This window comes from uncultured Tissierella sp. (assembly GCF_902479755.1).
GTDB lineage: Bacteria > Bacillota > Clostridia > Tissierellales > Tissierellaceae > Tissierella > Tissierella carlieri.
On the sequence record NZ_CABSQO010000029.1, the window covers coordinates 1 to 24,805 of the forward strand.

Below are 24,805 nucleotides of genomic sequence, written 5' to 3' on the forward strand. Positions count from 1 at the left end.
ACCATGCCCTTATAGGGCTAGAGCAAACCACCCGTTTTACGGGTGGTCATGATTTTGTATAGATATACAAGCACCTTAAATTTTTAAATACATAATATGTATTACTTAATGTCTTTTTAAGTATGGGAGGGAAGGTATGAGAATATCAGTATTAGGTGGAGATGAGAGAAGTATTAAATTAGCAAAACTGCTTAGAAAAGATGGTCATAATATTAAATTATTTGGTTTTGATAGGTTAGAAAATAACACGTTAGAAATAAGTGAGAAACTAGACTTAGCTATTAAAGAATCTAATATAGTTATAGGACCACTACCATGCTCTAATGACAATACTCTACTAAATACACCTTTGTATTCGGAGAAAATAATTATAGAAGAAATATTTAAGAATATGAATTCCGATCAACTATTTATAGCAGGTAAAATATCTAAGGAAATATCTAGTATTGCATCCTTCTACAATATTAATACTATAGATCTCCTCAGAAGAGAGGAAATGGCAGTATTAAATGCTATTCCTACAGCAGAAGGTGCTATTCAAGTAGCTATGGAAGAACTAGATATTACTATTCATGGAGCAAACACTATGGTTTTAGGATTTGGTAGAATAGGTAAAGTTTTAGCTAATATGCTTCAAGGCATAGGAGCAAATGTATATGTTGAGGCTAGAAATTATACGGACTTAGCATGGGTCAGCAGCTATGGCTATATTCCATTACATTTAAATGAGATAGGGGCTTATATTCATGAGATGGATGTAATATTCAATACTATTCCATCTATGGTTTTAAATGAAGAGATGTTACTGAAGCTAAGGAAAGAATCCTTGATAGTTGACCTTGCTTCTATACCAGGTGGAGTAGATTTTGAAAAATCTAAAGAACTAGGGATAAAAACTGTTTGGGCATTGGGACTACCTGGTAAAGTAGCACCTATGACAGCAGCTGAAATTATGAAAGATACTATTTATAATATTATTGAAGAGTTGGGGGGATAGGAATGTTATTGAAAGATGTAAAGGTTGGTATAGCTATTACAGGTTCATTTTGTACATTTGAAACAATTTTAGTTGAAATAGAGAGACTGGTTAATGAAGGAGCAGATGTATATCCAATTATGTCATATAATGCAAATGATTTTGATACTAGGTTTGGATTAGCAAAAGAATGGAAAGATAAGATAACAAAGGCAACAGGTAAGGAAATTATATCTACTATACAGGATGCAGAGGGTATAGGTCCAGGAAATTTCCTAGATATAATAGTTGTAGCCCCATGTACAGGAAATACCCTTGCAAAACTGGCAAATGCCATTACTGATACACCAGTATGTATGGCTTTTAAGGCCCATCTAAGGAATAACAAACCTGCAATAATTGCTATATCTACTAATGATGGACTCAGTGGAAATGCAAAAAATTTAGGTATGTTGCTAGATAAAAAAAATGTTTATTTTGTACCTTTTGGGCAAGATGACCCTGTAAAAAAATCTACCTCATTAATAGCTCACTATGATATGATAATACCTACTATAATTGAAGCATTAAAGAATAAGCAAATACAGCCATTGCTATTATAATAAAAGAGTTGTAAATAAGTAACGCTTTTGGTGCCTGGCACCAAAAGCGTTACTTATTTATTTTAAAAAGGATGTAATTAATATATAAAAAATAATCAAAATATTTTAAATTTTCAACCTCGGTTTTATAGAAATATAACAAAGGATATTCTAATATTTTAGAGAAATTATGCATATAGAGTAGTAATTAATATTAGACGGGAGGGATAATATGGATACAATATTAAAGATGTGTTCAATATCCAAGTATTTTGGAACATTGGTAGCAAATGAAGATATTAATTTTGAAGTAAAGAAAGGAGAAATACATTCTCTTCTAGGAGAAAATGGTGCGGGAAAGTCAACATTGATGAATGTATTATATGGTCTATATCAACCTGATAAGGGAGAAATATTTTTTGAAGACAAAAAGCTTAACTTAAAATCCTCTAAAGATGCCATAGATTTAGGAATAGGAATGATACATCAACATTTCATGCTTGTACCAGTTCATACAGTATTAGAAAATATCATCATGGGCATGGGAAAGGAAAAAGGTTTGGTAATTAAGGAGGAAAAACTCAAAGAGGAAATAGAAAGAATTGCAGCCAAATATGGAATGGAAATATCCTTAGATACAAAGGTTTCAGACCTATCTGTAGGAGAACAACAAAGAGTTGAAATAGTTAAAGCTCTATATAGAGGAGCAAAATTACTTATAATGGATGAACCAACAGCTGTACTTACTCCACAGGAAACTGAAGAGTTGTTTACTACACTAAAAAAAATGGCTGATACTGGAATGTCTATAATATTGATTACTCATAAATTAAAGGAAGTAATGTTTGTATGCGATAGAGTTACTGTATTGAGGGATGGTAGAGTAACAAAGACAGTTAATACTAAAGAGACAAATGACCTTGAACTTGCAAAATTTATGATAGGCAGAGAACTTTCAGCTATGGAAAAAGATAGTGTTTGTTGTCCAGGAGGGCCTGTACTTGAATTAAAGAATTTATCTTATGAAATGGAAAAAGGAATAAAAGCTTTAGAGAATATAAGCTTAAAAATATGCTCTGGAGAAATTTTAGGCATTGCTGGAGTAGATGGTAATGGACAAAAAGAATTGGCAGAGGCAATAGTTGGACTAATTCAAGGGAATTCAGGCAGCATTTTATTAAATGGCGAGGAAATTAAAGGGAAATCCATTTCAGAAATAATAAAAAGAGGTGTAGGTTATATTCCAGAAGATAGACATAAAAGAGGGTTAATATTAGATTTTTCTGTTAGTGAGAATCTAATACTGAAAGATTATTATAAGAATCCATTTAGAAAAAGATTTTTCTTTGATTTCAATACAATAAATAAACATGCTGACCATATGATTGAAAAATATTCAATTAAAACTCCATGTAGAAATTCTGAAACTAGGAAACTATCAGGTGGAAACCAGCAAAAAATAGTCGTAGCAAGGGAAGTAGATAAATTGCCAAAATTACTAATTGCTGTCCAGCCTACTAGAGGAGTAGATATAGGAGCATCGGAATTTATTCATCAACAGATTATAAAAGCTAAAGAGCAAGGCACTGCAGTACTGTTAATTTCTACAGAACTTTCAGAGATTAACCTACTATCTGATAGAATCGCTGTAATATATAAAGGCAGTATAGTAGGGGAGATGGATAAGAATGATTTTGAAGAAAGCAAAATAGGTTTAATGATGGCAGGAGCTAATTAAAGGAGGAAAAATTGTGAACAAAATCCAGGATTATCTTAATAAGAAAATCTCAAGTAAAGTCTTTAATAGGAATAAAATTTTGACAATTTTTATACCGCTGGTCTCAGTATTATTAGCATTGCTGATTGGGAGCGTACTTTTACTATTTATAGAGGTTAATCCACTAGAAGCTTATAAATATTTAATCTTTGGGAATTTCACAAACATCTACAATATTGCTGAGATTTTTGTAAAAGCTACACCTATTATATTAACAGGGCTTTCCTTTGCATTTGCTTTTAGGACAGGGCTATTTAATATAGGTGGGGAAGGACAAATGTTCGCAGGTGCTATGGCGGCAGCATTTGTAGGATTAAAAACTGGGCATCTCAGTCCGTTTATCACCATATCCCTTTGCTTATTGGCAGCAATAATAGCAGGTGGAATATGGGGAATGATACCAGGGATACTTAAAGGAATATTTGGCTCATCTGAGATAATTACTACAATAATGTTTAACTATGTGGCATTATATTTTATTAGTTATTTAGTAGATAAACCGCTTAGAGAATCAAGTGGATTTTATCCACAAACAGATCTAATAGGAGAAAATGCATTTCTTCCCTATGTAGTTTCCAACACTAGACTACATATAGGTTTTATTATAGCAGTGATAATTTCAATAACGGTATATATTATTTTATGGAAAACTCCCTTTGGTTATAGACTTAGGGCTGTAGGATATAATTCAGATGGCGCAGAATATTCAGGTATAAATATTAGAAAAAATATTATAATTTCTCTAGCCATAAGCGGAGCTTTGGCAGGGGTAGCGGGCTTTACAGAAATAAATGGTATTCACCATAGACTCTTGGATAATTTCTCTAAAAATGTTGGTTTTGATGGGATAGCAGCAGCACTTTTAGGTAATGCAAATCCTATAGGTGTGGTTATATCATCAATACTTCTTGGTATGCTTCAAACAGGAGCAAATTCAATGCAAAGAGGGGTAGGAGTTCCAGCAAACATAGTAAGCATAATCCAAGCTTTAATTATAATATTTGTCCTAGGGGGAAATGCCATAAGACCTAAGATTGAACTTATGTTAAATCGCAAAGAAAGGGTGTTAGAGTGATGAAAGACATACTAAGTATTACGTTTATTGTTGCGTTATTATCTGCATCCATTAGGCTTTCAGTTCCAATACTATTTGCTGCATTAGGGGGAATGTATTCAGAAAGATCTGGAGTAGTAAACATAGGTCTGGAAGGCATGATGTTAGTTGGAGCTTTTGCAGGAGTAGTAGGGTCTTATTTTACAGGAAGCTATTGGATTGGAGCTTTGGTGGCAATACTAAGTGGAATTTTAATATCTGCACTTTTTGCTTTTATAACAGTAAAAATCAAAATAAATCAAATAGTTAGTGGTGTTGCAATAAATCTTTTGGCCATAGGACTAACTAGTTTTTTTTATAGAGCTCTATTTGGAATAACTACTGTACCTATAACTGTAAAAGCTTTTGAACCAGTGAATATCCCAATCCTTTCAAACATACCAATAATAGGTGAAATATTTTTTAGACAAACCATACTTGTATATATAGCATTTTTACTTGTTCCAATATCTTATTACATTTTTTATAAGACATCTATAGGGCTTAGTATTAGAACAGTAGGAGAACATCCAATGGCAGCAGATACTGTAGGTATACCTGTAAATAAAGTAAGAACAATATGTGTATTGGTATCTGGCGCATTGGCGGGGCTTGGAGGATGCTTTTTATCACTTGGGCAATTTAATATGTTTGTTGATAATATGGTATCGGGAAGAGGATTTATAGCAGTAGCAGCTGTAATATTTGGAAAGTGGAATCCCAAAGGAGTATTAATGGCCTCCTTAATATTCGGGGTTGCAGATGCACTTCAAATAAGGATGCAAATGGCAGGACTAGGAATACCTTATCAATTTCTGCTGATGTTTCCATATTTACTTACTGTAGTGGCAGTCACAGGAATTGTTGGACGCACTACGTCACCAAAGGCGCTTGGAAGGGCATACGAGAAATAATTACAAAAGGAAGGGAGGTGTTTTAATATACCATCCGCTATTACAATCCAATGTATATAAAATTAAGGGGGAATAAAAATGTTTACAAAGAAAAGAATTTTAGCATTACTCCTAGTTTCAATGCTTTTAGTTGGTTTATTAGCAGGTTGTTCATCAAGAAAAGATAATGATACTTCCACTACAGCAGATGGAAAAAAAGATTATAAAATAGTATTATTATTACCAGGACCTATAAATGATCAGGGGTGGAATGCTACGGCTTATGAAGGATTAAAGCTAGTAGAAAAGGATTTAGGTATAAAAATGGAGTATATAGAATCTGTTCAACAAGCTGATTTTGAAGCTGTATTTACAGACTATGGAACAAAAGGGTATGATTTAGTATTCGCCCATGGAACTCAGTTTTTTGATGCAGCAAAAAAAGTAGGACCTCAATTTCCTAATACTTTCTATATGGTTATAAATAGTGAAGAAGGTCAAGAGCCAAATGTTGGTGGAATCGGTGTTAGAGAATGGGAGGGCGGATATATAGCAGGTATAATTGCTGCTATGAATACTGAAAGTAAAGAGTTAGGAGCTATTGGCTCATTCCCATTCCCGGTCATAGCTGGTACTTTGGATGCATTTGAAGTGGCAGCACAAACTATTGATCCTTCAATAAAGGTTACAAAAACCTATGTAAACTCTTGGGAGGATATACAAAAAGGTAAAGAAACTGCTCTTGCAATGGCAGAAGCTGGGGCAGATGTTATTTTCTGTAGTGCTAATCAAGTTGGTTTAGGTTCAATAGAAGCTGCAAAATCAAAGGGTGTTAAAGCTGTAGGATATATTTCACCACAAAACGATGTTGCCCCAGATACTGTTATTTCATCTGTTACTTATAATACTCCGGGATTATTTAAAAATACTGTTGAGCAATTAATAAATGGTGAGCTTAAGCCTGTAGGAGCTTCACTAGGATGGGCAGACGATGTACTTGATATGCAATGGGGAAAAGATGTAAAGCAAGAGGTGAAAGACAAAGTAAATGAAGCTATTAAAGAGCTTAAAGAAGGAAAAATTGCAAATCCATATAAAGGTCAATAATTGAAATATAAAGGATTCCAGTCAGGTTCATTAATCTGATTGGAATTTTTTATGGCATATAGGGGAATTCTCATTTAATTTTGATTTTGTAGAAAGAACTTGATCTATATAGATTCTTAAGAATGGTATCTTATCAATATTTCGTTAAAATTTTATTTATATTTTTATTTGCTATATTATAATTGAAATCAAAAATATTAAATTAAACTAGGGATAAAAAAGCTAGAATTATAGTATAATTAAGATAAAGCTATAGATAAAGAAATGAAGGAAACTTAAGATGGAGGTTTGAAAATGAAGATAGATGTTGAAGAAATTTTAAGACGATTAGAAGGAAAGGCTAATACAATTTATTTTGATAGAGACAGATTAAAGAATCTGTTGAATTCAACTAAGAAAAAGGTAGAAGGCAATAAAACATTGATGGAAGTTTGGGAAGATATAAAACTATTTTTAGATTTGCTTAAAGATTGGATGAGAGGAGATTATAGAGAAATATCGAAAGGCTCTATAATAATGATAATAATATCTTTGCTATACTTAGTAAATCCATTAGATTTGATACCAGATTTTTTAGTGGCTGGATTTATTGATGATTTAGCCGTGATTGCATATGTGATTAAAAAAATCTCAGATGAGCTAAATGTATATAAAAAATGGAAAGTTGCCAATGATAATGAGGATTCAATAGAAGTGGAGGTAGAAATTGTTGAGGATGTAGAAAATATTGACTACGAGGAGAATAATGGTGAAGAAAATTGATATAGAAGAACTATATTGGGTTGATTGGAATGAAATATCAAGAAAACCAGAGAAATTAAATGAAATCTTTGCATATATAAGGGACTATGATTCAAGAAATATAGAAGAATTGGGTAAAATTTTGAAACTATATAGCAATCCTTCTGGAGAGTTTACAATAGAATTTGCTAAGATTGTTGGAGAAATCTATAAAAATGATAAGATAAAATTTATTAAAGCTCTAAATCTAGTAAGAGATGAAGCTATTAATCTTGTATATGTGTTTAGAATGGAGAAAATATTTGAAGATGAAGATAAAGAGTCCACGGAAATCCTTAGTTCTAACCAACTAACAGAAGAAGAAATTGATACTACTTATACCTTCTTCAAAATGTATAAGACGATATGTGCAACTTGAGTATAAGAAAAGAGAGAGTTCCTCTCTTTTTGTTTTGCAAAAATGTAAAAAAATAACACGATAAAGCTGAATATTCAGTATAATTCAATAAAAGAATCAAAATATAAAAAACTTGCAATATTTAATGAAACATAGTATAATAAAAAAATATTTAACATTACTTTAGAACAGTAATGCAATAGTGATAGACAGTATAATATTACTTAAGGAGGTATACTATGTTACAAGGCATTGAAAGAATTGTTTCAATTTTAAACAACTGGCTTTATTCTTATATCTTAATAGTCTTACTAATTGGACTTGGAGTTTACTTTACTTTTAAAAGCAAATTTTCTCAATTTACACTATTAGGTCATAGTATTGGCCTATTGACAGAGGAAGTAGAAATGAGAGACGGTAAGAAAGGAATATCATCATTTCAAGCTTTCTGTATATCTGCTGCTTCTAGAATAGGAACTGGAAATATAGCTGGTGTAGCTATTGCCATAGCCACAGGTGGACCAGGAGCAGTATTCTGGATGTGGATTATTGCCTTAATTGGTGCAGGTTCAAGTTTAGTTGAAAGTACATTAGGACAAATTTATAAAGTTAGAGATGGGGAAACCTTCAGAGGAGGGCCAGCATATTATATTAATCAAGGTCTAAATATGAGGTGGCTTGGAGTAATATTTTCAGTACTAATTACAATAACCTTTGGATTTGTATTTAATACTGTGCAGTCCAATACCATAGCAGGAGCGTTTAATGAAGCTTTTGGAATTAAAGAAATTATTACTGGAATTATTTTAGTTATTATTACAGGATATATAATATTTGGTGGAGTTAAGAGAATAGCTTCAGTATCTGCAATTATAGTACCTATTATGGCTACTTTATATATAGGGGTTGCCATATTCATAATGATAAAAAATATAACTTTAATTCCATCTATGTTTAAATTAATATTTCAGAATGCTTTCGGGATTACACAGATAGCAGGTGGCACACTAGGCGTAACAATTATGAATGGTGTTAGAAGAGGATTATTTTCAAATGAAGCGGGGATGGGAAGCGTTCCAAATGCAGCTGCAACAGCAGATACATCGCATCCAATAAAGCAAGGCTTTATACAAAGTATTGGAGTTTTTGTAGATACCCTTCTAGTATGTAGTGCTACTGCATTTATAATATTATTATCAGGAGTTCTTGAAAATTCATCAGGACTCAAAGGAGTACAGATTACACAGGCAGCTGTAGCTTCCCAAGTGGGCTCTTGGGGTAGCACTTTTATTGCAATATGCGTCTTTTTATTTGCTTATAGCTCAATAATTGGAAACTATTATTATGGAGAAACAAATATTGAATTTTTAGATACAAATCCAGTGTTTCTAATTGGGTATAGAATATTAGCTTTAGCTATGGTATTCTTTGGCTCAATAAGTAGTTTTTCATTAGTATGGGATACGGCAGATGTATTTATGGGTATTTTAGCAGTTATTAATTTATTGGTAATAACTAAATTATCTCCTATAGTATTTGCAGCATTAAAGGATTACGTTGGACAGTTAAGAGAGGGAAAAAATCCAAAATTCAAATCTAAAAGTATTCCGCAACTAGGGAATGTAGATTGGTGGAATGAAGAATAGATACTAGATTTAAGATCTTCTTATGTAAATAAGAAGGTCTTTTTTATTTTTATATATTGACATAAGTATTAGAACGAGTTACAATAAATTTAACAATAGTAAATGATTTTTACGTATAGTAAAAGAGGGGGAGTAAATATGAAAAGAGAAATATCAATGATGGTAGGACCAACGGCGGTCCCAGAGAGGGTTTTAAATGCAATGAATAGAAAATCAATATCCCATAGATCCAAGGAATATTGTGAAATTCATGAAAGAGTAAGAAATGGATTAAAAAAATTATTTAAAACAGAAAATGAAGTTTATATATTAACATCATCAGGAACAGGAGCCATGGAAGCAGCTATACAAAATTGTTTTTCCTTTGGAGATGAAGTAGTAGTACCAGTTTTAGGAACTTTTAGCAAGCAGTTTGCAGATATGGCAGAAGCTTATCAGTTAAAAGTCATTAGAGTAGAATTTGATTTAGGTGAAGCAGCAGACGTTGGTAAGGTGATGGATCATTTAACTCCTAATACTAAAGGAGTATTTATAATTCATAATGAGAGTGCAACAGGAATATCTAATGATTTAGAAGCATTTGGCAAAGCATTAGGAGATAGTGATATACTATTAATAACAGACTCCGTAAGTGGGGCAGGCGGATTAGAAATGAGAATGGATGAATGGAATATAGACGTAGTTTTATCAAGCTCTCAAAAAGCACTTATGGTACCAGCAGGATTATCATTCATATCTTTAAATGATAAGGCTTGGAGGGCAGTAGAAAATTCTAATATTCCAAAATTCTACTTTGATTTAAAGAAGGCAAGAGCATTCCAAGAAAAAAATCAAACACCAAATACTCCATCTGTATATAATGTGTTTGCAGTAGATGAGGCTCTAAAAATGATATTTGAAGAAGGATTAGATAATGTATATAAGAGACATACTGAAAATACAATGAGAATAATAGAAGGGGTTAAAGAACTTGGATATAGTATATTTCCCAAAGATGAAAAATACGCTTCTAAAACTTTAACAGCAGTATATGCTCCAGGAAAAGCTAAAGAAATAGTCAAAGCTCTGGGAGAGCAAGGGATAGTAGTAAATGGAGGACTAGACCCTATTGCTGATGATATGTTTAGAGTAGGTACTATGGGATATGTGTATAAGGAAGATGTAGAAGCCTTTCTTGAAGCATTAGCAAAGATAAAATAAAAACTTAATAAATTAAAGGAGATACTTCTCTTAAATGTATTTAATACTGAAAGGGGAGTATCTTTTTAGATGGGTGAAATAAGCGATCCTTTTATAAAAAGTGGTAGTTTTTATACGAAATTTTCTTATAAATAATTTTATTTATTGATTCATTATATTTAACATGGTAAAATAGAAATTAACAATAGTAAAAAGGGAGGAAGTAATAATGAAAAATCGTAAATTAGTAATGATCCCAGGACCTACACCTGTAGTAAGGTCAATTCAAGATCAAATGGGAAGAGAAACAGTTGCATTCGGTGATTCTAACTTTATTAAAGATTTTAAAGAACTTGTTGAAGATTTGAAAACACTATGGAAAACAGAAGGAGAAGTTTTCGTTGTTGCAGGAACTGGTACAATGGCAATGGAAATGGGTATAGCAAATACTTTAAAATCAGGTGATAATTTACTTATTGTATCAAATGGATTCTTTGGAGATAGATTTATTGATCTTGCAGAGAGAAAAGGTATAAATGTGGATGTGATAAGCAGTGAGTGGGGAAAAATTGTACCTGTAAAAGATATTGAAGCAAAATTAAGTGAAAAGAAATATGCTGCTATGACAGTAACTCATGTTGATACATCAACAGGAGTTTGTGCTCCAATAAAAGAAATTGGTGAAATAATGAAAAAGTTCCCTGAGACAATGTATATAGTTGACGGAGTTTGTGCTACTGCAGCTGAACCAGAATATGTAGATGATATGAATATAGATATTCTAATCACTGGGTCACAGAAAGCATTTGGAGTAGCGCCAGGACTTGCAATAGTATGGGCAGGACCTAAAGCAATGGAGAGAAGAAAAGAACTTGGAAGAATTCCAGAGTATTATATTGATTTTGATAAATGGCTTCCAATTATGAATGATCCTTCAAAATACTTTGCTACACCAGCAGTAAATATGATTTGGGCACTTAAAGAATCAGTAAGAATAATCAAAGAAGAAGGAATAGAAAATAGATATGAAAGACATAGAAAAAATGCAAGAGCAATGCAGGCAGCTTTAGAGGCTATGGGCTTTACATTATTAGCAGATAAAGAACATAGAGCAGTTACATTATCAAATGCAATATATCCAGAAGGAATAGATGATGTTGAGTTCAGAAAAATATTAGCAGAAGAAGGTGCAGTGGTAGCAGGAGGTTTAGCAGCATATGCTGGAAAAATGTGTAGAATCGGACATATGGGTAATATCGATACACATGATATGGTAAGTGCAATCTCTGCAATCGAGAGAACATTGTACAGAATGGGCAAAAACAGTGAGCTTGGAGCTGGGATAACTACGTTATTAAAAGAATTAATGGCTTAAATTAAAAACTAGAAATACATCATATATATCATTAATCTGGAGGCTGTTTTAAAATTATAATTTTAAAACAGCCTCCTTTAATTAGTATAAAGATAAATATGGTAAAAGAGCATATTAAATGGTATAATAATTTACCAATAGTAAATAAATACCATAAGATAAATGTTGAATATCAGGAGGACAATATGACTAATGAAGTAGAAGAAAAACAAAAGAAAACCATAAGATCAGTTATTAAGGCTTTTGATGTTATAGATTACATGGCATTATCTGAAAAAGAATTAGGAGTAACGGAGATAAGTGAGGCATTGAACTATGGGGTTAGCGCCACATATCATTTATTAAATACTTTAAAAGAATGTAATATAATTGAACAAAATGAAACGACTAAAAAGTTTAAATTAGGGTTGAAGCTATGGCAAATAGGAATGCGAGCTTATGAACAAAATGATATTTCTATTATTCTAAAACCATATCTAAGAAAGCTAAAAGAATTGACCGGAGAAACTTCTAACTTAACTATTTTAGACAATAACCAAATTGTATATATTGCCCAAGAAGAAAGTAATAGATTGTTAAAGATGTTTACTAAAATAGGCGTATCAGCTCCATTACATTGTACTGGTGCAGGAAAAATTCTACTAGCCTATCAACCTAGATCTAAACAGGAGCATATACTAGATAGTATTGAATTAATAAAATATACTAATAAAACAATTACAGACAAGGATAAATTAATGGAAGAGATAGATCTTATAAAAAAGCAAGGATATGGTTTAGATGATGAAGAAAGAGAAATAGGAGTTAGTTGTATTGGAGCTCCAATATTTGGAGTTAATAATGAGATTATTTCTTGTATTTCAATTTCAGGTCCAAAATCAAGATTTACGAAAGAAAATAAAGATAGATGGATAAAGATGATCTTAGATGTTTCCAAGGAGGCAACTAATTATATCAGAACTATAAGTTAAAATATAAAATAAAAAATCTCCTTATTTATATGAGTGGATTTTTTATTTTATTACGATTAATCTATAAGTAACAATTGATATTTGTATGATAAAGTAGTATTATTTGGGTATACATTTACCACCAATATATTATAAAAATGAGGAGTTTATAAATGAAAACAATTGATGTAGCACAATCAAAACTAGGAGGAATTAGGGAGATATTTACAAAAATATTATTCATAGTAATTGGAAACTTACTATGTTCTCTAGCTTTTAATTTATTCTTTGTTCCAAATGGACTTTTAAGTGGTGGAGTTGGAGGCGTTGCTATAATGACTCAGTATTTGACAGAGATGCCAGCAGGAATATCAGTATTTTTAATAAATCTTCCTATATTTGTAGTAGGTGTCAGAATGATAGATAAGAAGTTTATTACCTATGCATTTATATCTATGCTTGTTTTTTCATCATGGCTTACAATAACTAAAGATATTTCCAAATACTTTATAGTTGAAGATATTCTTCTAGGGTCAGTTTTTGGAGCAGTATTAAATGGACTTGGTATGGGATTAATGTTTAGAAATGGTACTTGCCAAGGAGGGCTGGATGTTATAGCTGCAATTCTTAAAAGAAAGCTTAATGTAAATATTGGGACAGGCTTGATGATGGTAAACACTGTTATAATAACTCTATCATCCTTGCTATTTGGATATAAAGCTGCTATGTATACTTTGATTTCTATGTATATAGGATATCAAATACTAGATAAGGTTCAAACTGGATTTAATGTACAGAAGAATGTAGTAATAGTATCAGAGAAATCCAAAGAACTATCAACTGCAATTATAGAACAGTTGCATAGGGGAGTTACATTTCTAAAGGGTCAAGGTGGATATACTCATGAAGATAAGAATATTATATACTGTATTCTTACATCTCGTGAGATTGCTAAATTAAAAGAAATAGTCAATGAAGTAGATCCAAAAGCCTTTTTCACTATAACTGATGTAGTAGAAGTAAAGGGTAAAGGTTTTAAATCTACGGAAATATAATAATATCAAATGATTAGTTCCGACTATTTCAGGGTAAATTCATTGGGAAATCAATTATTTTAGATACCAATGAAAGGAGAAATAGATTATGGAAAAAAGAAAAGACCTTGTGACTATGGGAGGAAATCCAGTTACATTATTAGGAAAAGAAATAAAGGTTGGAGATAAGGCACCAGAATTTACTGTATTAAAAAGTGATTTATCCCCATTTACCTTAGAAGATGCAGGGGATGGAGTAAAGATAATATCAGTAGTACCTTCTTTAGATACTGGTGTATGTGAGCTTCAAACAATAAACTTTAATGAAACAGCAACTGAGCTTGGAGATGTGACTATACTAACTATTTCTGTAGATTTACCTTTTGCACAGAAAAGATTTTGTTCCGCTAATAATATAGATAAAGTAATCACTTTATCTGATCATAAGGATTTATCATTTGGCATGAATTATGGATTTGTAATAGAGGAATTTAGACTTCTAAGTAGAGGTATAGTAATATTTGATAAAGATAATGTAGTTAGATATGTAGAATATGTAAAGGAAGTAACAAATCATCCAGATTATGATAAAGCTATGGTGGAAGTAAAGAAGTTAATATAGTTTAAAAGAAGTTATAAGGACTAGTTAAAAAGACTAGTCCTTTATATATTTAATAAAAAGAGTTAGTGACTTTTTTATCAAAGTTTGATATAATATAAACAAACGTAAATGTTTTATTTAATAACAAATTTAATATGTTCAAATGGGAGGTGGGAATATGACTACATCCATAAATTTAGTTAAATTTATATGTAAGGACTGTGGACATATCTGGGATGAGAACTATGAAGAGGGTGTAAACTGTCCGAAGTGCCATTCTAAAAACACCGAAGAGATGAGTAGAACGAGATATTGAGTAAGAGGATAGATAATACTATCCTCTTTTTTTACACTTGAATTCTTAAAATTTATCACATAATTAACACATTGAACATTTATAATATAGCTGAGGAGAAGCTTTAGTTCCTAGAAATATTATAGGAGGAATTATATGTTTAGGATATTAGTTGTAGATGATGAGGAGAAAATTCGGGAAGTTATTAGAGAGTATGGAGAATTTGAAGGGCATAAAGTATTAGAAGCCAAAGATGGAATGGAAGCTGTGAATATATGTAAAGAAGAAAATTTTGATGTTATAGTAATGGATATAATGATGCCAAAACTAGATGGTTTTTCTGCCTATAAGGAAATTAAAAAGATAAAGGATATACCTGTACTTATGCTCTCTGCGCGAGGGGAAGAATATGATAAGCTATTTGGATTTGAGATAGGTATCGATGATTATGTAGTAAAACCTTTTTCTCCTAAGGAGGTTATGGCTAGATTAAATGTAATTGTCAGCCGTAATAAAAAAATGCAAAAAGATATTAATTCTAATGAAATATATAAATTTGACGGTCTTGAGATTGATATACTAGGAAGAAATGTATTTGTTGATGAAGTAAAAGTAGATATGACCCCAAAGGAGTATGATTTATTATTTTATTTAGTTAAAAATAAGAATGTTGCTTTAACTAGGGATAAATTATTGAATGAGGTATGGGGCTATGACTTCTTTGGTGATGATAGAACTGTTGATACCCATATAAAAATGCTTAGAAATAGTATGGGACAATATAGAGATTTTATTGTAACTTTAAGGGGACTAGGATATAAATTTGAATATATAAAATAATAGAAGTGGTGGTAATTTTGAAGAATAAATTAGATATGAAAAGCCTAAAAGTTAAATTGTGGACATATTTTATCCTATTTGCGGCAACAATCATGACCATATTATGGCTTCTTCAAATTGTATTTTTAAATACCTATTATAAATCAATGAAGACTAATGAGATTAAGAAAATCGGAGACAGCCTAGTAGTTGAATATGGAAAGGATGATTTTGAAGATATTATTTATACAATATCCTTTAGTAGGGGAGTAATTATTCAGATTTTAAATGAAGACGGTATTCCTATATTTCCTATGAATACATCATTTAACCCTAGACCACCTAAATTTAATTCCATGGATTCAAGGAAATTCATAGATAAACTGGAGAATGATAATCAAGGAAAGATTCTATATACTATAGAAGATCCTAGGTTAGGAAGACCAACTATAGTCTATGGCGCTGTATTGCAAGGTGAAGATGGGGAGAATCTATATTTATATATTAATGGATTATTAGACCCTATAGACTCTACTACTTTTGTTTTAAAAAACCAGCTTATTATAGTGACTATAATATCTTTGCTCTTAGCATTGGGATTATCATTTATTATTGCATCTAAAATATCTAAGCCTATTACTCAAGTAACTAATGCAGCATCAGTTCTAGCTAAAGGTAATTATGATGTTGTATTTGAAAAAGGTGATTATACAGAAATAGATGATTTGGTAGCTACTTTAAATTATACTACTACAGAATTATCTAAAATTGAAGGACTAAGAAGAGACTTAATTGCAAATGTTTCCCATGATTTAAGAACACCGCTTACATTGATCAAATCCTATGCGGAAATGATAAGAGATATATCTGGCAATAATCCAGAAAAACGACAATCTCATGTTGATGTAATTATAGATGAATCAGATAGACTTACTAGGCTTGTCAATGATATTTTAGATTTATCTAAGATTGAGGCAGACCTTAATCAAATTGATTATAAAGAGTTTAATATAGTTAGAACTACAAAGGAAATCCTAAAGAGATTTTTAATCCTTGAAGAAAAAGATGGATTTATTTTTCGCTTAAATTGTAACGATGAAATAAAAGTATATGGTGATGAGAAAAAAATAGAGCAGGTAATTTATAATCTAATTGGTAATGCTGTGAATTTTACTGGAGATAATAAATTAGTATTTATAAATATTAAAAATGTTGGCGATTTTGTTAAATATGAGGTCAAAGATACTGGGAAAGGTATTCCCGAAGAAGAATTAAATCATATATGGGATAGATACTATATGGTAGGTAAAACCCATAAGCGAGCAGTAATAGGGACTGGACTAGGACTTTCTATTGTTAAAAATATATTAACTGCTCATAATTCAGACTTTGGAGTAGAAAGTCATGTTAATCAAGGAACTACATTTTGGTTTCAATTAAAGACTAACAAATAGATATAATTTATGAAAGACAAGATTTATTCTTGTCTTTTTTATGGCCTAACCCAATGAACATCAGATTTATATGAGAGTAACGAGCCCTAAAAGATTACTGAATTATACCCTGTGGGGCAAATTAAGATAACAAATAGATTTGGGTTCCAAGGCTGCGGAAAATGATTTTCACAAATATTTCGATTAGTTATCATCTAGATTTCACAAAAGAAATATATCCTTAATATAAATCTAAAGCTTGGAGGTGAAAAATGTGCATAGTATTAAATATAGACATGAGCATAAACTGTATATAAATTTAGGAGATTATTATATACTCAGATCTAGACTCAAAAATATAATGAGATTAGATGAAAATTCTAAGGGAGATAGTGGTTATTTTATAAGAAGCATATACTTTGATGATATAAATGATAAGGCTTTATTTGAAAAGATATCTGGTGTTAATCATAGGGAGAAATTTAGGATTAGACTTTATAATAATGATGCCTCTTTTATTAAATTAGAAAAAAAGGTGAAAGATAATGGTCTTACAGCGAAGTTTAGTACTAAAATCTCCATAGAAGAATGTAATAGAATTTTGAGTGGAGATATTGATTGGATCAAATTTATTGATAATAGTTTATTAAAAGAACTCTATATTAAAATGAAAAGTGAGTTATTTAAGCCAAAGACAATAGTGGATTATAATCGTGAGGCGTATATTTATCCAATAGGTAATGTTAGAATAACTTTTGATAGAACCATAAAATCAGGGGTGTTTTCGAGAAATATATTCAATGAGAATCTTCCCGCTGTAAATGTATTGGATTCAAAGATAATTATTCTAGAGGTAAAATATGATGAGTTCCTTCCCGATGTTATAGCTGATATTATCCAAGTTGGAGATAGGAGATTTACCGCGGTTTCAAAATACGCCCTTTGCAGAGTATTCGGCTAAATTTAATAAAATCAGGAGATGAAAAAATGAATACAACAAATACAATAAACTTTAGTGATATTTTCAAATCAAGTTTTTTAAATAAAGTGGGATCCATATCAGCTGTCGATATGATTATAGCATTAGGACTTGCTTTTGTCTTAGGTTTATTTATTATGACAGTCTATAAAAAAACTTTTAAAGGAGTTATGTATTCCCCAAGTTTTGGTGTAGCCCTTATGTCTTTAACACTTATTACAACTTTAATTATATTGGCTGTTACTTCCAACGTTGTACTATCTCTTGGTATGGTTGGTGCATTGTCAATAGTTCGTTTTAGATCTGCAATAAAAGAACCAATTGATATAGCATTTTTATTCTGGTCAATTTCTGGAGGGATAGTGTTAGGTGCTGGTTTAATTCCATTAGCTATATTCGGTTCAATATTCATAGGTATTGTAATGGTATTATTTGTAAATAAAAAGTCAAATGAAACTCCATATATAATGGTAGTTAATTATGAAGATAATGAATGCGAGAAAGATATCTTAGACATCATAAATAATAAGGTACAAAAATATTTAATAAAATCTAAGACTGCCTCAAAATATAGCGGGATAGAGCTTACTGTTGAGATTAGATTAAAAGAAATCACCACTGATTTTATAAATGAGTTATCTAGTCTTAAAGGAGTTTCTAATGTAGTTATGGTTAGTTATAATGGGGATTATATGGAATAAAAAGAAGGTGATGTAATGATAAAAGAAAAGTTTGCCACAATTATATCTCTAGCTTCTATCTTTCTAGTGGCTTTAGCATTAGTAGTTTTTGTTGGATTTATACAGAAAGATAATAACTTAGTTAATATTAGTATCAAACAACCAGATTATGTTAACAAGATATTTAATAAGGATATGGTATCAGAAATAAATATTATTATAGATGAAAATTCATGGAATGATCTATTAGAAAATTCCATAAAGGAAGAGTATTATAATTGTGATATTATAATAAACGGAGAGACCTTTACAAATGTAGGAATTAGAGCTAAAGGTAATTCTAGTCTAAGTATGGTAGCTAATGATAGCACCACAGATAGATATAGTTTTAAAATCAAATTTAGTGAATATATTAAGGGGCAGAACTATTATGGCTTAGATAAGTTAGCACTTAATAATAATATTTTTGATGCTACAAATATGAAGGAATATTTATCCTATGAGATATTTGAAGAAATGGGAATTGCTACACCTGGATTTGCATACACTAGTATTAAGGTAAATGGAGAAATATGGGGATTATATTTAGCTGTTGAGGTGATGGAAGAAAGCTTTATTGAAAGATATTTTGGAAGTATGGATGGAAACTTATATAAACCTGAAGGTATGGAAATGGGTGCTAGAGGTATGAATATGGGGAATCCAAATATAAAGAATGATGATAATGCTATGAGAGTAGATCCCAAAAACATAAGAATAGAGAATGAGGAATCTGTAAATCCAAGAAATTTTGGGGTCCCTAGTAGAGGTAGTAGCGGAACAAACTTAGTATATACTGGAGATGATATTTCCAACTATTCAGGGATTTTTGATAATGCTATATTCAAGACAACAGATAAAAAAGACTATAATACTGTAATTGATATGATGAAGAATTTAAGCACAGGTACAAATCTAGATGAATTCCTTGATGTAGATGAAATATTAAGATATTTTGCTGTAAATACATTTCTTGTAAATTTAGATAGCTATGCTGGTAGTTTGAAACATAATTACTATTTATATGAAAGAGATGGCAAGTTCCAAATACTTCCTTGGGATTTTAATCTATCCTTTGCAGGACATGAAGTAAATAATGCTTCATCTGCTATAAACTTTCCTATAGATAATCCAGTTAGCGATACTATGGAAAATAGTCCTCTTATATCTAAGTTACTTGAAAAAGAAGAATATAAGAAGATTTATCATCAATATCTAGAAGATTTAGTCATAAATTATATTAAATCTGGAAAATATAAAGCATCTATTAGTAAAGTTAATGAGCTAATAAAGGAATATGTTAGAAATGACCCTACAGCGTTTTTTACTTATGAACAGTATGAAAATACCTTACCTATATTACTTCAATTTGGAAAGGATAGAGCTGAAAGTATTATAGCACAACTTAATGGAGAGCAGCCAACTACAACTTATGGAAATATTAATACTAATATAGACTTGGCAGCCCTAGGATCTATGGGTAGAGGCTTTGGGAACAATATGCCAGATATGAATCGAGAGGGAATGGTATCACCTGATAATTTTGGAAATAATGATAATAGAAATACTATGGTGAAAGCAATGGAGATTATCCGAGATTCTTCCAGTGAAGAATTGACAGATGAACAAAGGACAAAGTTAAAGGAATTGGGCTTGAATGATAATCAGATAGAAGAAATGATAGATATGAGAAGTCGAATGCCTGTTGATAGGGAAGGAAGGCCCCAAGAAAATAATAATTTTCGATCTAATGATGAGAGAAATTTTCCTCCACAACAAGGAGATATGATTCATGATAACAGAATTCAGCAAAACAATATAGATATAGAGAGATTAGTTATACCGATTACATCTATATTAGCACTATTATTAGCATTAATCCCTATAAGTAAATTAAAACGAAGAAAGTATATTACTTCTAGTCCGACCTCTTTAAAATAAGTAAAAGCATTCCAAGGAATCAATAGCATCCAAGGGATGCTTTTGCAATTAATTTTAATATTCCCTCTGATGTATAGACAAATTAGTAAATAACAAATAGAATATAATAAAGTAATAAAAAGCAAATCAGATATTGGGGTGATATTATGAATTATAGGGATAAATATAACCATTGGCTAGAAAATGATTATTTTGATGAAGAAACAAAAATAGAGCTTATGGGTATAATTGATGATAAGGAAATAGAGGATAGATTTTATGCCGATTTATCTTTTGGTACTGCTGGACTTAGGGGTAAGATGGGAGCTGGAACTAATAGAATGAACAGATATACTGTATCATTAGCTACTCAAGGATTAGCTCAGACCATAGTAAAGAAAGGTAAAGAAGCAATGAGTAGGGGAGTTGCTATTGCCTATGATGTTAGGCATTATTCAGATAAATTTGCTGAAATAGCTGCTAGAGTATTAGCAGCAAATGGGATTAAAGTTTATCTTTTTGAAGGAATTAGACCAACACCGGTATTATCATATACTATTAGGAAATTAAAGACTATATCTGGCATAGTGGTTACAGCTAGTCATAATCCGAGAGATTATAATGGATATAAGGTGTACTGGGAAGAAGGATCCCAAATATTAGATGATATTGCAGATGAAATATTATCCGAAATAAACAATATCAAAGATTTTTCTGAAATAAAACTTATGGACTTAGATGAAGCTATTCAAAAAGGACTTATTCAATATATAGGAAAAGAAATTGATCAAGCATATGATGAAGACCTGCTTAAACTAAGGTTAAATGATGAGATAGATAAAGATATAAAGATTATTTATACACCATTGAATGGTACTGGAAATATTCCTGTAAGAAGAATATTAAAACAAAGAGGGTTTACTAATATAATAGTAGTACCGGAGCAAGAAAAACCAGATCCAAATTTTACTACTGTAGGATATCCGAATCCAGAAGATGTAAAGGCTTTTGATTTTGCAAAAAAATTAGGGAAAGAAGAAAATGCAGATATAATCATAGCCACCGACCCTGATTGTGATAGAGTAGCTATGATGGTAAAAGATAAGGATGGAGAATTTAGATTCATTAGCGGGAATCAAACAGGAGTTTTACTAGTTAATTATATATTGTCACAGAGACAAAAAAGAGGAGATATTCCTGCTGATGGAGCAATTGTAAAATCTATAGTTACAGGTGATCTAAGCAAAGCCATAGCGAAAAGATATAATGTAGAGACTATTGAAACATTGACAGGATTTAAACATATATGCGGTAAGGCAAATGAATTTGATAGAACTGGTGAGCATACATTCATTTTTGGATATGAAGAAAGCATTGGATATGTTTATGATACCATAGTTAGAGATAAGGATGGAGTAAATACTTCTATGTTCATCGCAGAAATGGCTGGATACTATAAAATGCAAGGAAAGTCATTATTAGATGTATTAGAAGAATTATATCAAGAGTATGGATATTATAAAGAGAAACTTGTATCCATAGTATTAGAGGGACTGGAAGGTAGTAAGAGAATAGGCAGAATGATGGAGGAGTTTAGGAAAGAACCTATCAACTCATTTGAAGATATGAAACTTATTAAAGTTGTAGATTATTTATTGGATGAAACAGGCAGCCCTAAATCAAATGTTTTAAAATATTATTTAGATGATGGTTCTTGGTATGCCATAAGACCATCTGGAACTGAGCCAAAGATAAAATTATATATTTATTCTAAAGACAAAAATAGTGAAGTTTCAGCAAGAAAAATAGAACTAATAGAATCCACTGTAACCGGTAGAATGAATTCAATCAAATAAATGATATATATTTGACAAAGAAAGGTAATTGTATTATAGTCTTAATAGGTTGAATTAAATAAACTATTGTGTTAAAATTTTAGTGACTAAATTTAATAAAGATTTGGAACACAGCACCAAAAAATAACTTAAATAAATTATATTATAAGGGGGAAATGCAATTGTATAAAATTGTCGAAAAAGAAATTCTTGCTCCAAATATTTTCTCAATGGATATTTTGGCACCAAGAGTAGCAAATTCAGCTAATCCAGGACAATTTGTTATCGTAATTGCCAATGAAACAGGTGAAAGAGTACCTCTAACAATCTGTGATTACGATAAAGAAAAAGGAACAGTACAAATAGTTGTTCAATCTATGGGTAGTTCCACTAAAAAACTTGCTATATTAGAAAAAGGTGACTACGTAAAGGATTTTGTCGGACCATTAGGAATCCCATCAGAGTTTGTAAATGAAGACATCGAAGAATTAAAGAAGAAAAGAATACTATTTGTAGCTGGTGGAGTTGGTACTGCACCTGTATATCCTCAAGTAAAATGGTTACATGAGCACGGAGTAGAAGCTGATGTTATAATGGGAGCAAAGACTAAGGATTTAGTTATCTTAGAGGACAAGCTAAAATCAGTTGCTGGTAACCTATATGTTGCAACAGATGATGGTTCCTATGGATTCCATGGTTTAGTTACTAATTACATAGAAGAATTAGTAAATAATCAAGGTAAAGAATACGATGTATGTATTGCAATTGGACCTATGATAATGATGAAATTTGTTGCACTAACAACTAAGAAATTAGATATTCCTACAGTAGTATCACTTAACCCTATAATGGTAGATGGTACAGGTATGTGTGGTGCTTGTAGAGTTACAGTAGGCAATGAAACTAAATTTGCATGCGTTCATGGACCTGAGTTTGATGGTCATCTTGTTGATTTTGATGAAGCTTTAAAAAGACAAGGACAATATAAGACTGAAGAAATAAAGAAAGATGAAGCAACTACATGCAAAATAGAGGAGGCCAGAAAATAATGGATAGATTTACGAGAACTCCCATTGCGGAACAAGATCCCCAGGTAAGAAATCATAATTTTGAAGAAGTATGTTTAGGATATACTGAAGAAGAAGCTGTTCGTGAAGCGAAGAGATGTTTACAATGTAAAAAACCTCTATGTAGAGGAAATTGTCCAGTATCTATAGATATACCAGGATTTATTAAACATATTGCAGAGGGTAATTTTGGTGAAGCTGCTCAAGTTTTAGCAGAGTATTCAGCTCTTCCAGCGGTTTGTGGTAGAGTCTGTCCACAGGAAACTCAATGTGAGCAAAAATGTGTCTTAGGAAATAAGGGAGATGCAGTTGCAATAGGTAAATTAGAGAGATTTGCTGCTGACTGGGCTAGAGAAAATAATATTGAAGTTGGTAAGGCTAAGCCAAGTAATGGACATAAAGTAGCCGTTATAGGTTCAGGTCCTGCAGGAGTTACATGTGCGGGTGAATTAGCAAAGGAAGGATATGAAGTAACTATTTTCGAAGCTCTTCATGAACCAGGTGGAGTATTGGTATATGGTATTCCAGAGTTTAGACTTCCAAAGGAAACTGTAGTTAAAAATGAAATAAATAACTTGAAAAAATTAGGCGTTAAAATTGAGACTAATGTCATAGTTGGTAGAACTATTACTATAGATCAAATATTTGAAGAAGGTTATGAAGCTGTATTTATAGGTTCAGGAGCAGGACTTCCTAAGTTTATGAATATTCCAGGAGAAAACCTTAATGGAGTATTCTCTGCTAATGAGTTTTTAACTAGAAATAACCTAATGAAAGCATTTAGAGAAGATTTTGATACACCTATTAAGGTTGGGAAGAAAGTAGCGGTAGTTGGTGGTGGAAACGTTGCTATGGATGCTGCTAGAACAGCTAAGAGACTAGGAGCAGAAGTATATGTAGTATATAGAAGAACAGAGGCAGAATTGCCTGCAAGAGTTGAAGAGGTTCATCATGCTAAGGAAGAAGGAATTATATTTGAACTTCTTACAAACCCAATCGAAGTAATTGGAAATGAAAATGGCTGGGTAAAGGCTCTTAAATGTGTGAGAATGGAATTAGGTGAACCAGATGCATCAGGTAGAAGAAGACCTAGAGAGATTGCAGGTTCAGAGTTTGAATTTGAAGTAGACACTGTTATTATGTCATTAGGTACATCACCAAATCCACTAATTTCTTCAACTACTGAAGGCTTGGAAGTAAATAACCATCTATGTATAGTAGCTGATGAAAGCGGTCAAACATCAAGAGAAGGTGTATTTGCAGGTGGGGATGCTGTAACAGGTGCAGCTACTGTAATCTTAGCTATGGGTGCTGGCAAAGATGCAGCTAAGGCTATGGATGAATATATAAAATCAAAGAATAAATAGTAATTAAGTATGAAAATAAAC

The 24,805-nt window shown here is 31.5% G+C and carries 23 protein-coding genes; all 23 read left to right on the forward strand.

Annotated features, from left to right (window positions below; all coding sequences use genetic code 11):
• The first annotated feature begins 136 nt into the window (after positions 1–136).
• Positions 137–997 carry a dipicolinate synthase subunit DpsA gene (gene dpsA / locus RDK80_RS14390; RefSeq protein ID WP_308524659.1) on the forward strand — a complete coding sequence of 287 codons (861 nt, stop codon included), beginning with the start codon at positions 137–139 and terminating at the stop codon, positions 995–997.
• 2 nt (positions 998–999) lie between these two features.
• Entirely contained in the window at positions 1,000–1,578 is a 579-nt protein-coding gene (locus tag RDK80_RS14395) for a dipicolinate synthase subunit B (protein WP_308524660.1), read from the forward strand.
• A gap of 211 nt (positions 1,579–1,789) precedes the next feature.
• Positions 1,790–3,295 (forward strand): ABC transporter ATP-binding protein, encoded by a 1,506-nt coding sequence (locus RDK80_RS14400; RefSeq protein ID WP_308524661.1) that lies wholly within the window; start codon positions 1,790–1,792, stop codon positions 3,293–3,295.
• A 13-nt stretch (positions 3,296–3,308) separates the two neighbouring features.
• Entirely contained in the window at positions 3,309–4,409 is a 1,101-nt protein-coding gene (locus tag RDK80_RS14405; RefSeq protein WP_308524662.1) for an ABC transporter permease, read from the forward strand.
• Positions 4,409–5,341, forward strand: a complete 933-nt coding sequence (locus RDK80_RS14410) for an ABC transporter permease (RefSeq protein WP_308524663.1) — start codon at positions 4,409–4,411, stop codon at positions 5,339–5,341. The genes RDK80_RS14405 and RDK80_RS14410 overlap by 1 nt, the downstream gene beginning before the upstream one ends.
• 78 nt (positions 5,342–5,419) lie before the next feature.
• On the forward strand, positions 5,420–6,427 hold the full coding sequence (locus tag RDK80_RS14415; RefSeq protein ID WP_308524664.1) for a BMP family protein: 1,008 nt from the start codon (positions 5,420–5,422) through the stop codon (positions 6,425–6,427).
• A 294-nt stretch (positions 6,428–6,721) separates the two neighbouring features.
• Entirely contained in the window at positions 6,722–7,189 is a 468-nt protein-coding gene (locus RDK80_RS14420; RefSeq protein WP_308524665.1) for a YkvA family protein, read from the forward strand.
• Positions 7,176–7,586, forward strand: a complete 411-nt coding sequence (locus RDK80_RS14425) for a hypothetical protein (RefSeq protein ID WP_308524666.1) — start codon at positions 7,176–7,178, stop codon at positions 7,584–7,586. Before RDK80_RS14420 ends, RDK80_RS14425 begins: the two co-directional genes overlap by 14 nt.
• Before the next feature lie 218 nt (positions 7,587–7,804).
• Entirely contained in the window at positions 7,805–9,211 is a 1,407-nt protein-coding gene (locus RDK80_RS14430) for an alanine/glycine:cation symporter family protein (RefSeq protein ID WP_308524667.1), read from the forward strand.
• Between the two features lie 138 nt (positions 9,212–9,349).
• Positions 9,350–10,411: an alanine--glyoxylate aminotransferase family protein gene (locus RDK80_RS14435; RefSeq protein WP_094903781.1), complete on the forward strand. Its 1,062-nt coding sequence runs from the start codon at positions 9,350–9,352 to the stop codon at positions 10,409–10,411.
• 208 nt (positions 10,412–10,619) lie between these two features.
• Positions 10,620–11,765 (forward strand): alanine--glyoxylate aminotransferase family protein, encoded by a 1,146-nt coding sequence (locus RDK80_RS14440; RefSeq protein ID WP_308524668.1) that lies wholly within the window; start codon positions 10,620–10,622, stop codon positions 11,763–11,765.
• A gap of 185 nt (positions 11,766–11,950) precedes the next feature.
• Entirely contained in the window at positions 11,951–12,736 is a 786-nt protein-coding gene (locus RDK80_RS14445; protein ID WP_216559720.1) for an IclR family transcriptional regulator, read from the forward strand.
• A 152-nt stretch (positions 12,737–12,888) separates the two neighbouring features.
• Positions 12,889–13,770 carry a YitT family protein gene (locus tag RDK80_RS14450; RefSeq protein WP_216559718.1) on the forward strand — a complete coding sequence of 294 codons (882 nt, stop codon included), beginning with the start codon at positions 12,889–12,891 and terminating at the stop codon, positions 13,768–13,770.
• Positions 13,771–13,858: 88 nt separating this feature from the next.
• Positions 13,859–14,371 (forward strand): thiol peroxidase, encoded by a 513-nt coding sequence (gene tpx / locus RDK80_RS14455; RefSeq protein WP_216559716.1) that lies wholly within the window; start codon positions 13,859–13,861, stop codon positions 14,369–14,371.
• 157 nt (positions 14,372–14,528) lie between these two features.
• Entirely contained in the window at positions 14,529–14,666 is a 138-nt protein-coding gene (locus RDK80_RS14460) for a hypothetical protein (protein WP_216557231.1), read from the forward strand.
• Between the two features lie 135 nt (positions 14,667–14,801).
• Positions 14,802–15,485, forward strand: a complete 684-nt coding sequence (locus RDK80_RS14465; protein ID WP_308524669.1) for a response regulator transcription factor — start codon at positions 14,802–14,804, stop codon at positions 15,483–15,485.
• 17 nt (positions 15,486–15,502) lie between these two features.
• On the forward strand, positions 15,503–16,918 hold the full coding sequence (locus RDK80_RS14470) for an ATP-binding protein (protein WP_308524670.1): 1,416 nt from the start codon (positions 15,503–15,505) through the stop codon (positions 16,916–16,918).
• Positions 16,919–17,171: 253 nt separating this feature from the next.
• Entirely contained in the window at positions 17,172–17,858 is a 687-nt protein-coding gene (locus RDK80_RS14475; protein WP_094900830.1) for a polyphosphate polymerase domain-containing protein, read from the forward strand.
• Positions 17,859–17,884: 26 nt separating this feature from the next.
• Positions 17,885–18,577 (forward strand): DUF4956 domain-containing protein, encoded by a 693-nt coding sequence (locus tag RDK80_RS14480; protein WP_308524671.1) that lies wholly within the window; start codon positions 17,885–17,887, stop codon positions 18,575–18,577.
• Between the two features lie 15 nt (positions 18,578–18,592).
• Positions 18,593–20,536: a CotH kinase family protein gene (locus RDK80_RS14485; protein ID WP_308524672.1), complete on the forward strand. Its 1,944-nt coding sequence runs from the start codon at positions 18,593–18,595 to the stop codon at positions 20,534–20,536.
• A 146-nt stretch (positions 20,537–20,682) separates the two neighbouring features.
• Entirely contained in the window at positions 20,683–22,371 is a 1,689-nt protein-coding gene (locus RDK80_RS14490; protein ID WP_308524673.1) for a phospho-sugar mutase, read from the forward strand.
• 161 nt (positions 22,372–22,532) lie between these two features.
• A complete protein-coding gene (locus RDK80_RS14495) occupies positions 22,533–23,399 on the forward strand; it encodes a sulfide/dihydroorotate dehydrogenase-like FAD/NAD-binding protein (protein WP_308524674.1) in 867 nt (288 codons plus the stop codon).
• On the forward strand, positions 23,399–24,784 hold the full coding sequence (gene gltA / locus RDK80_RS14500) for an NADPH-dependent glutamate synthase (RefSeq protein WP_094900836.1): 1,386 nt from the start codon (positions 23,399–23,401) through the stop codon (positions 24,782–24,784). The genes RDK80_RS14495 and gltA overlap by 1 nt, the downstream gene beginning before the upstream one ends.
• Positions 24,785–24,805 lie beyond the last annotated feature (21 nt).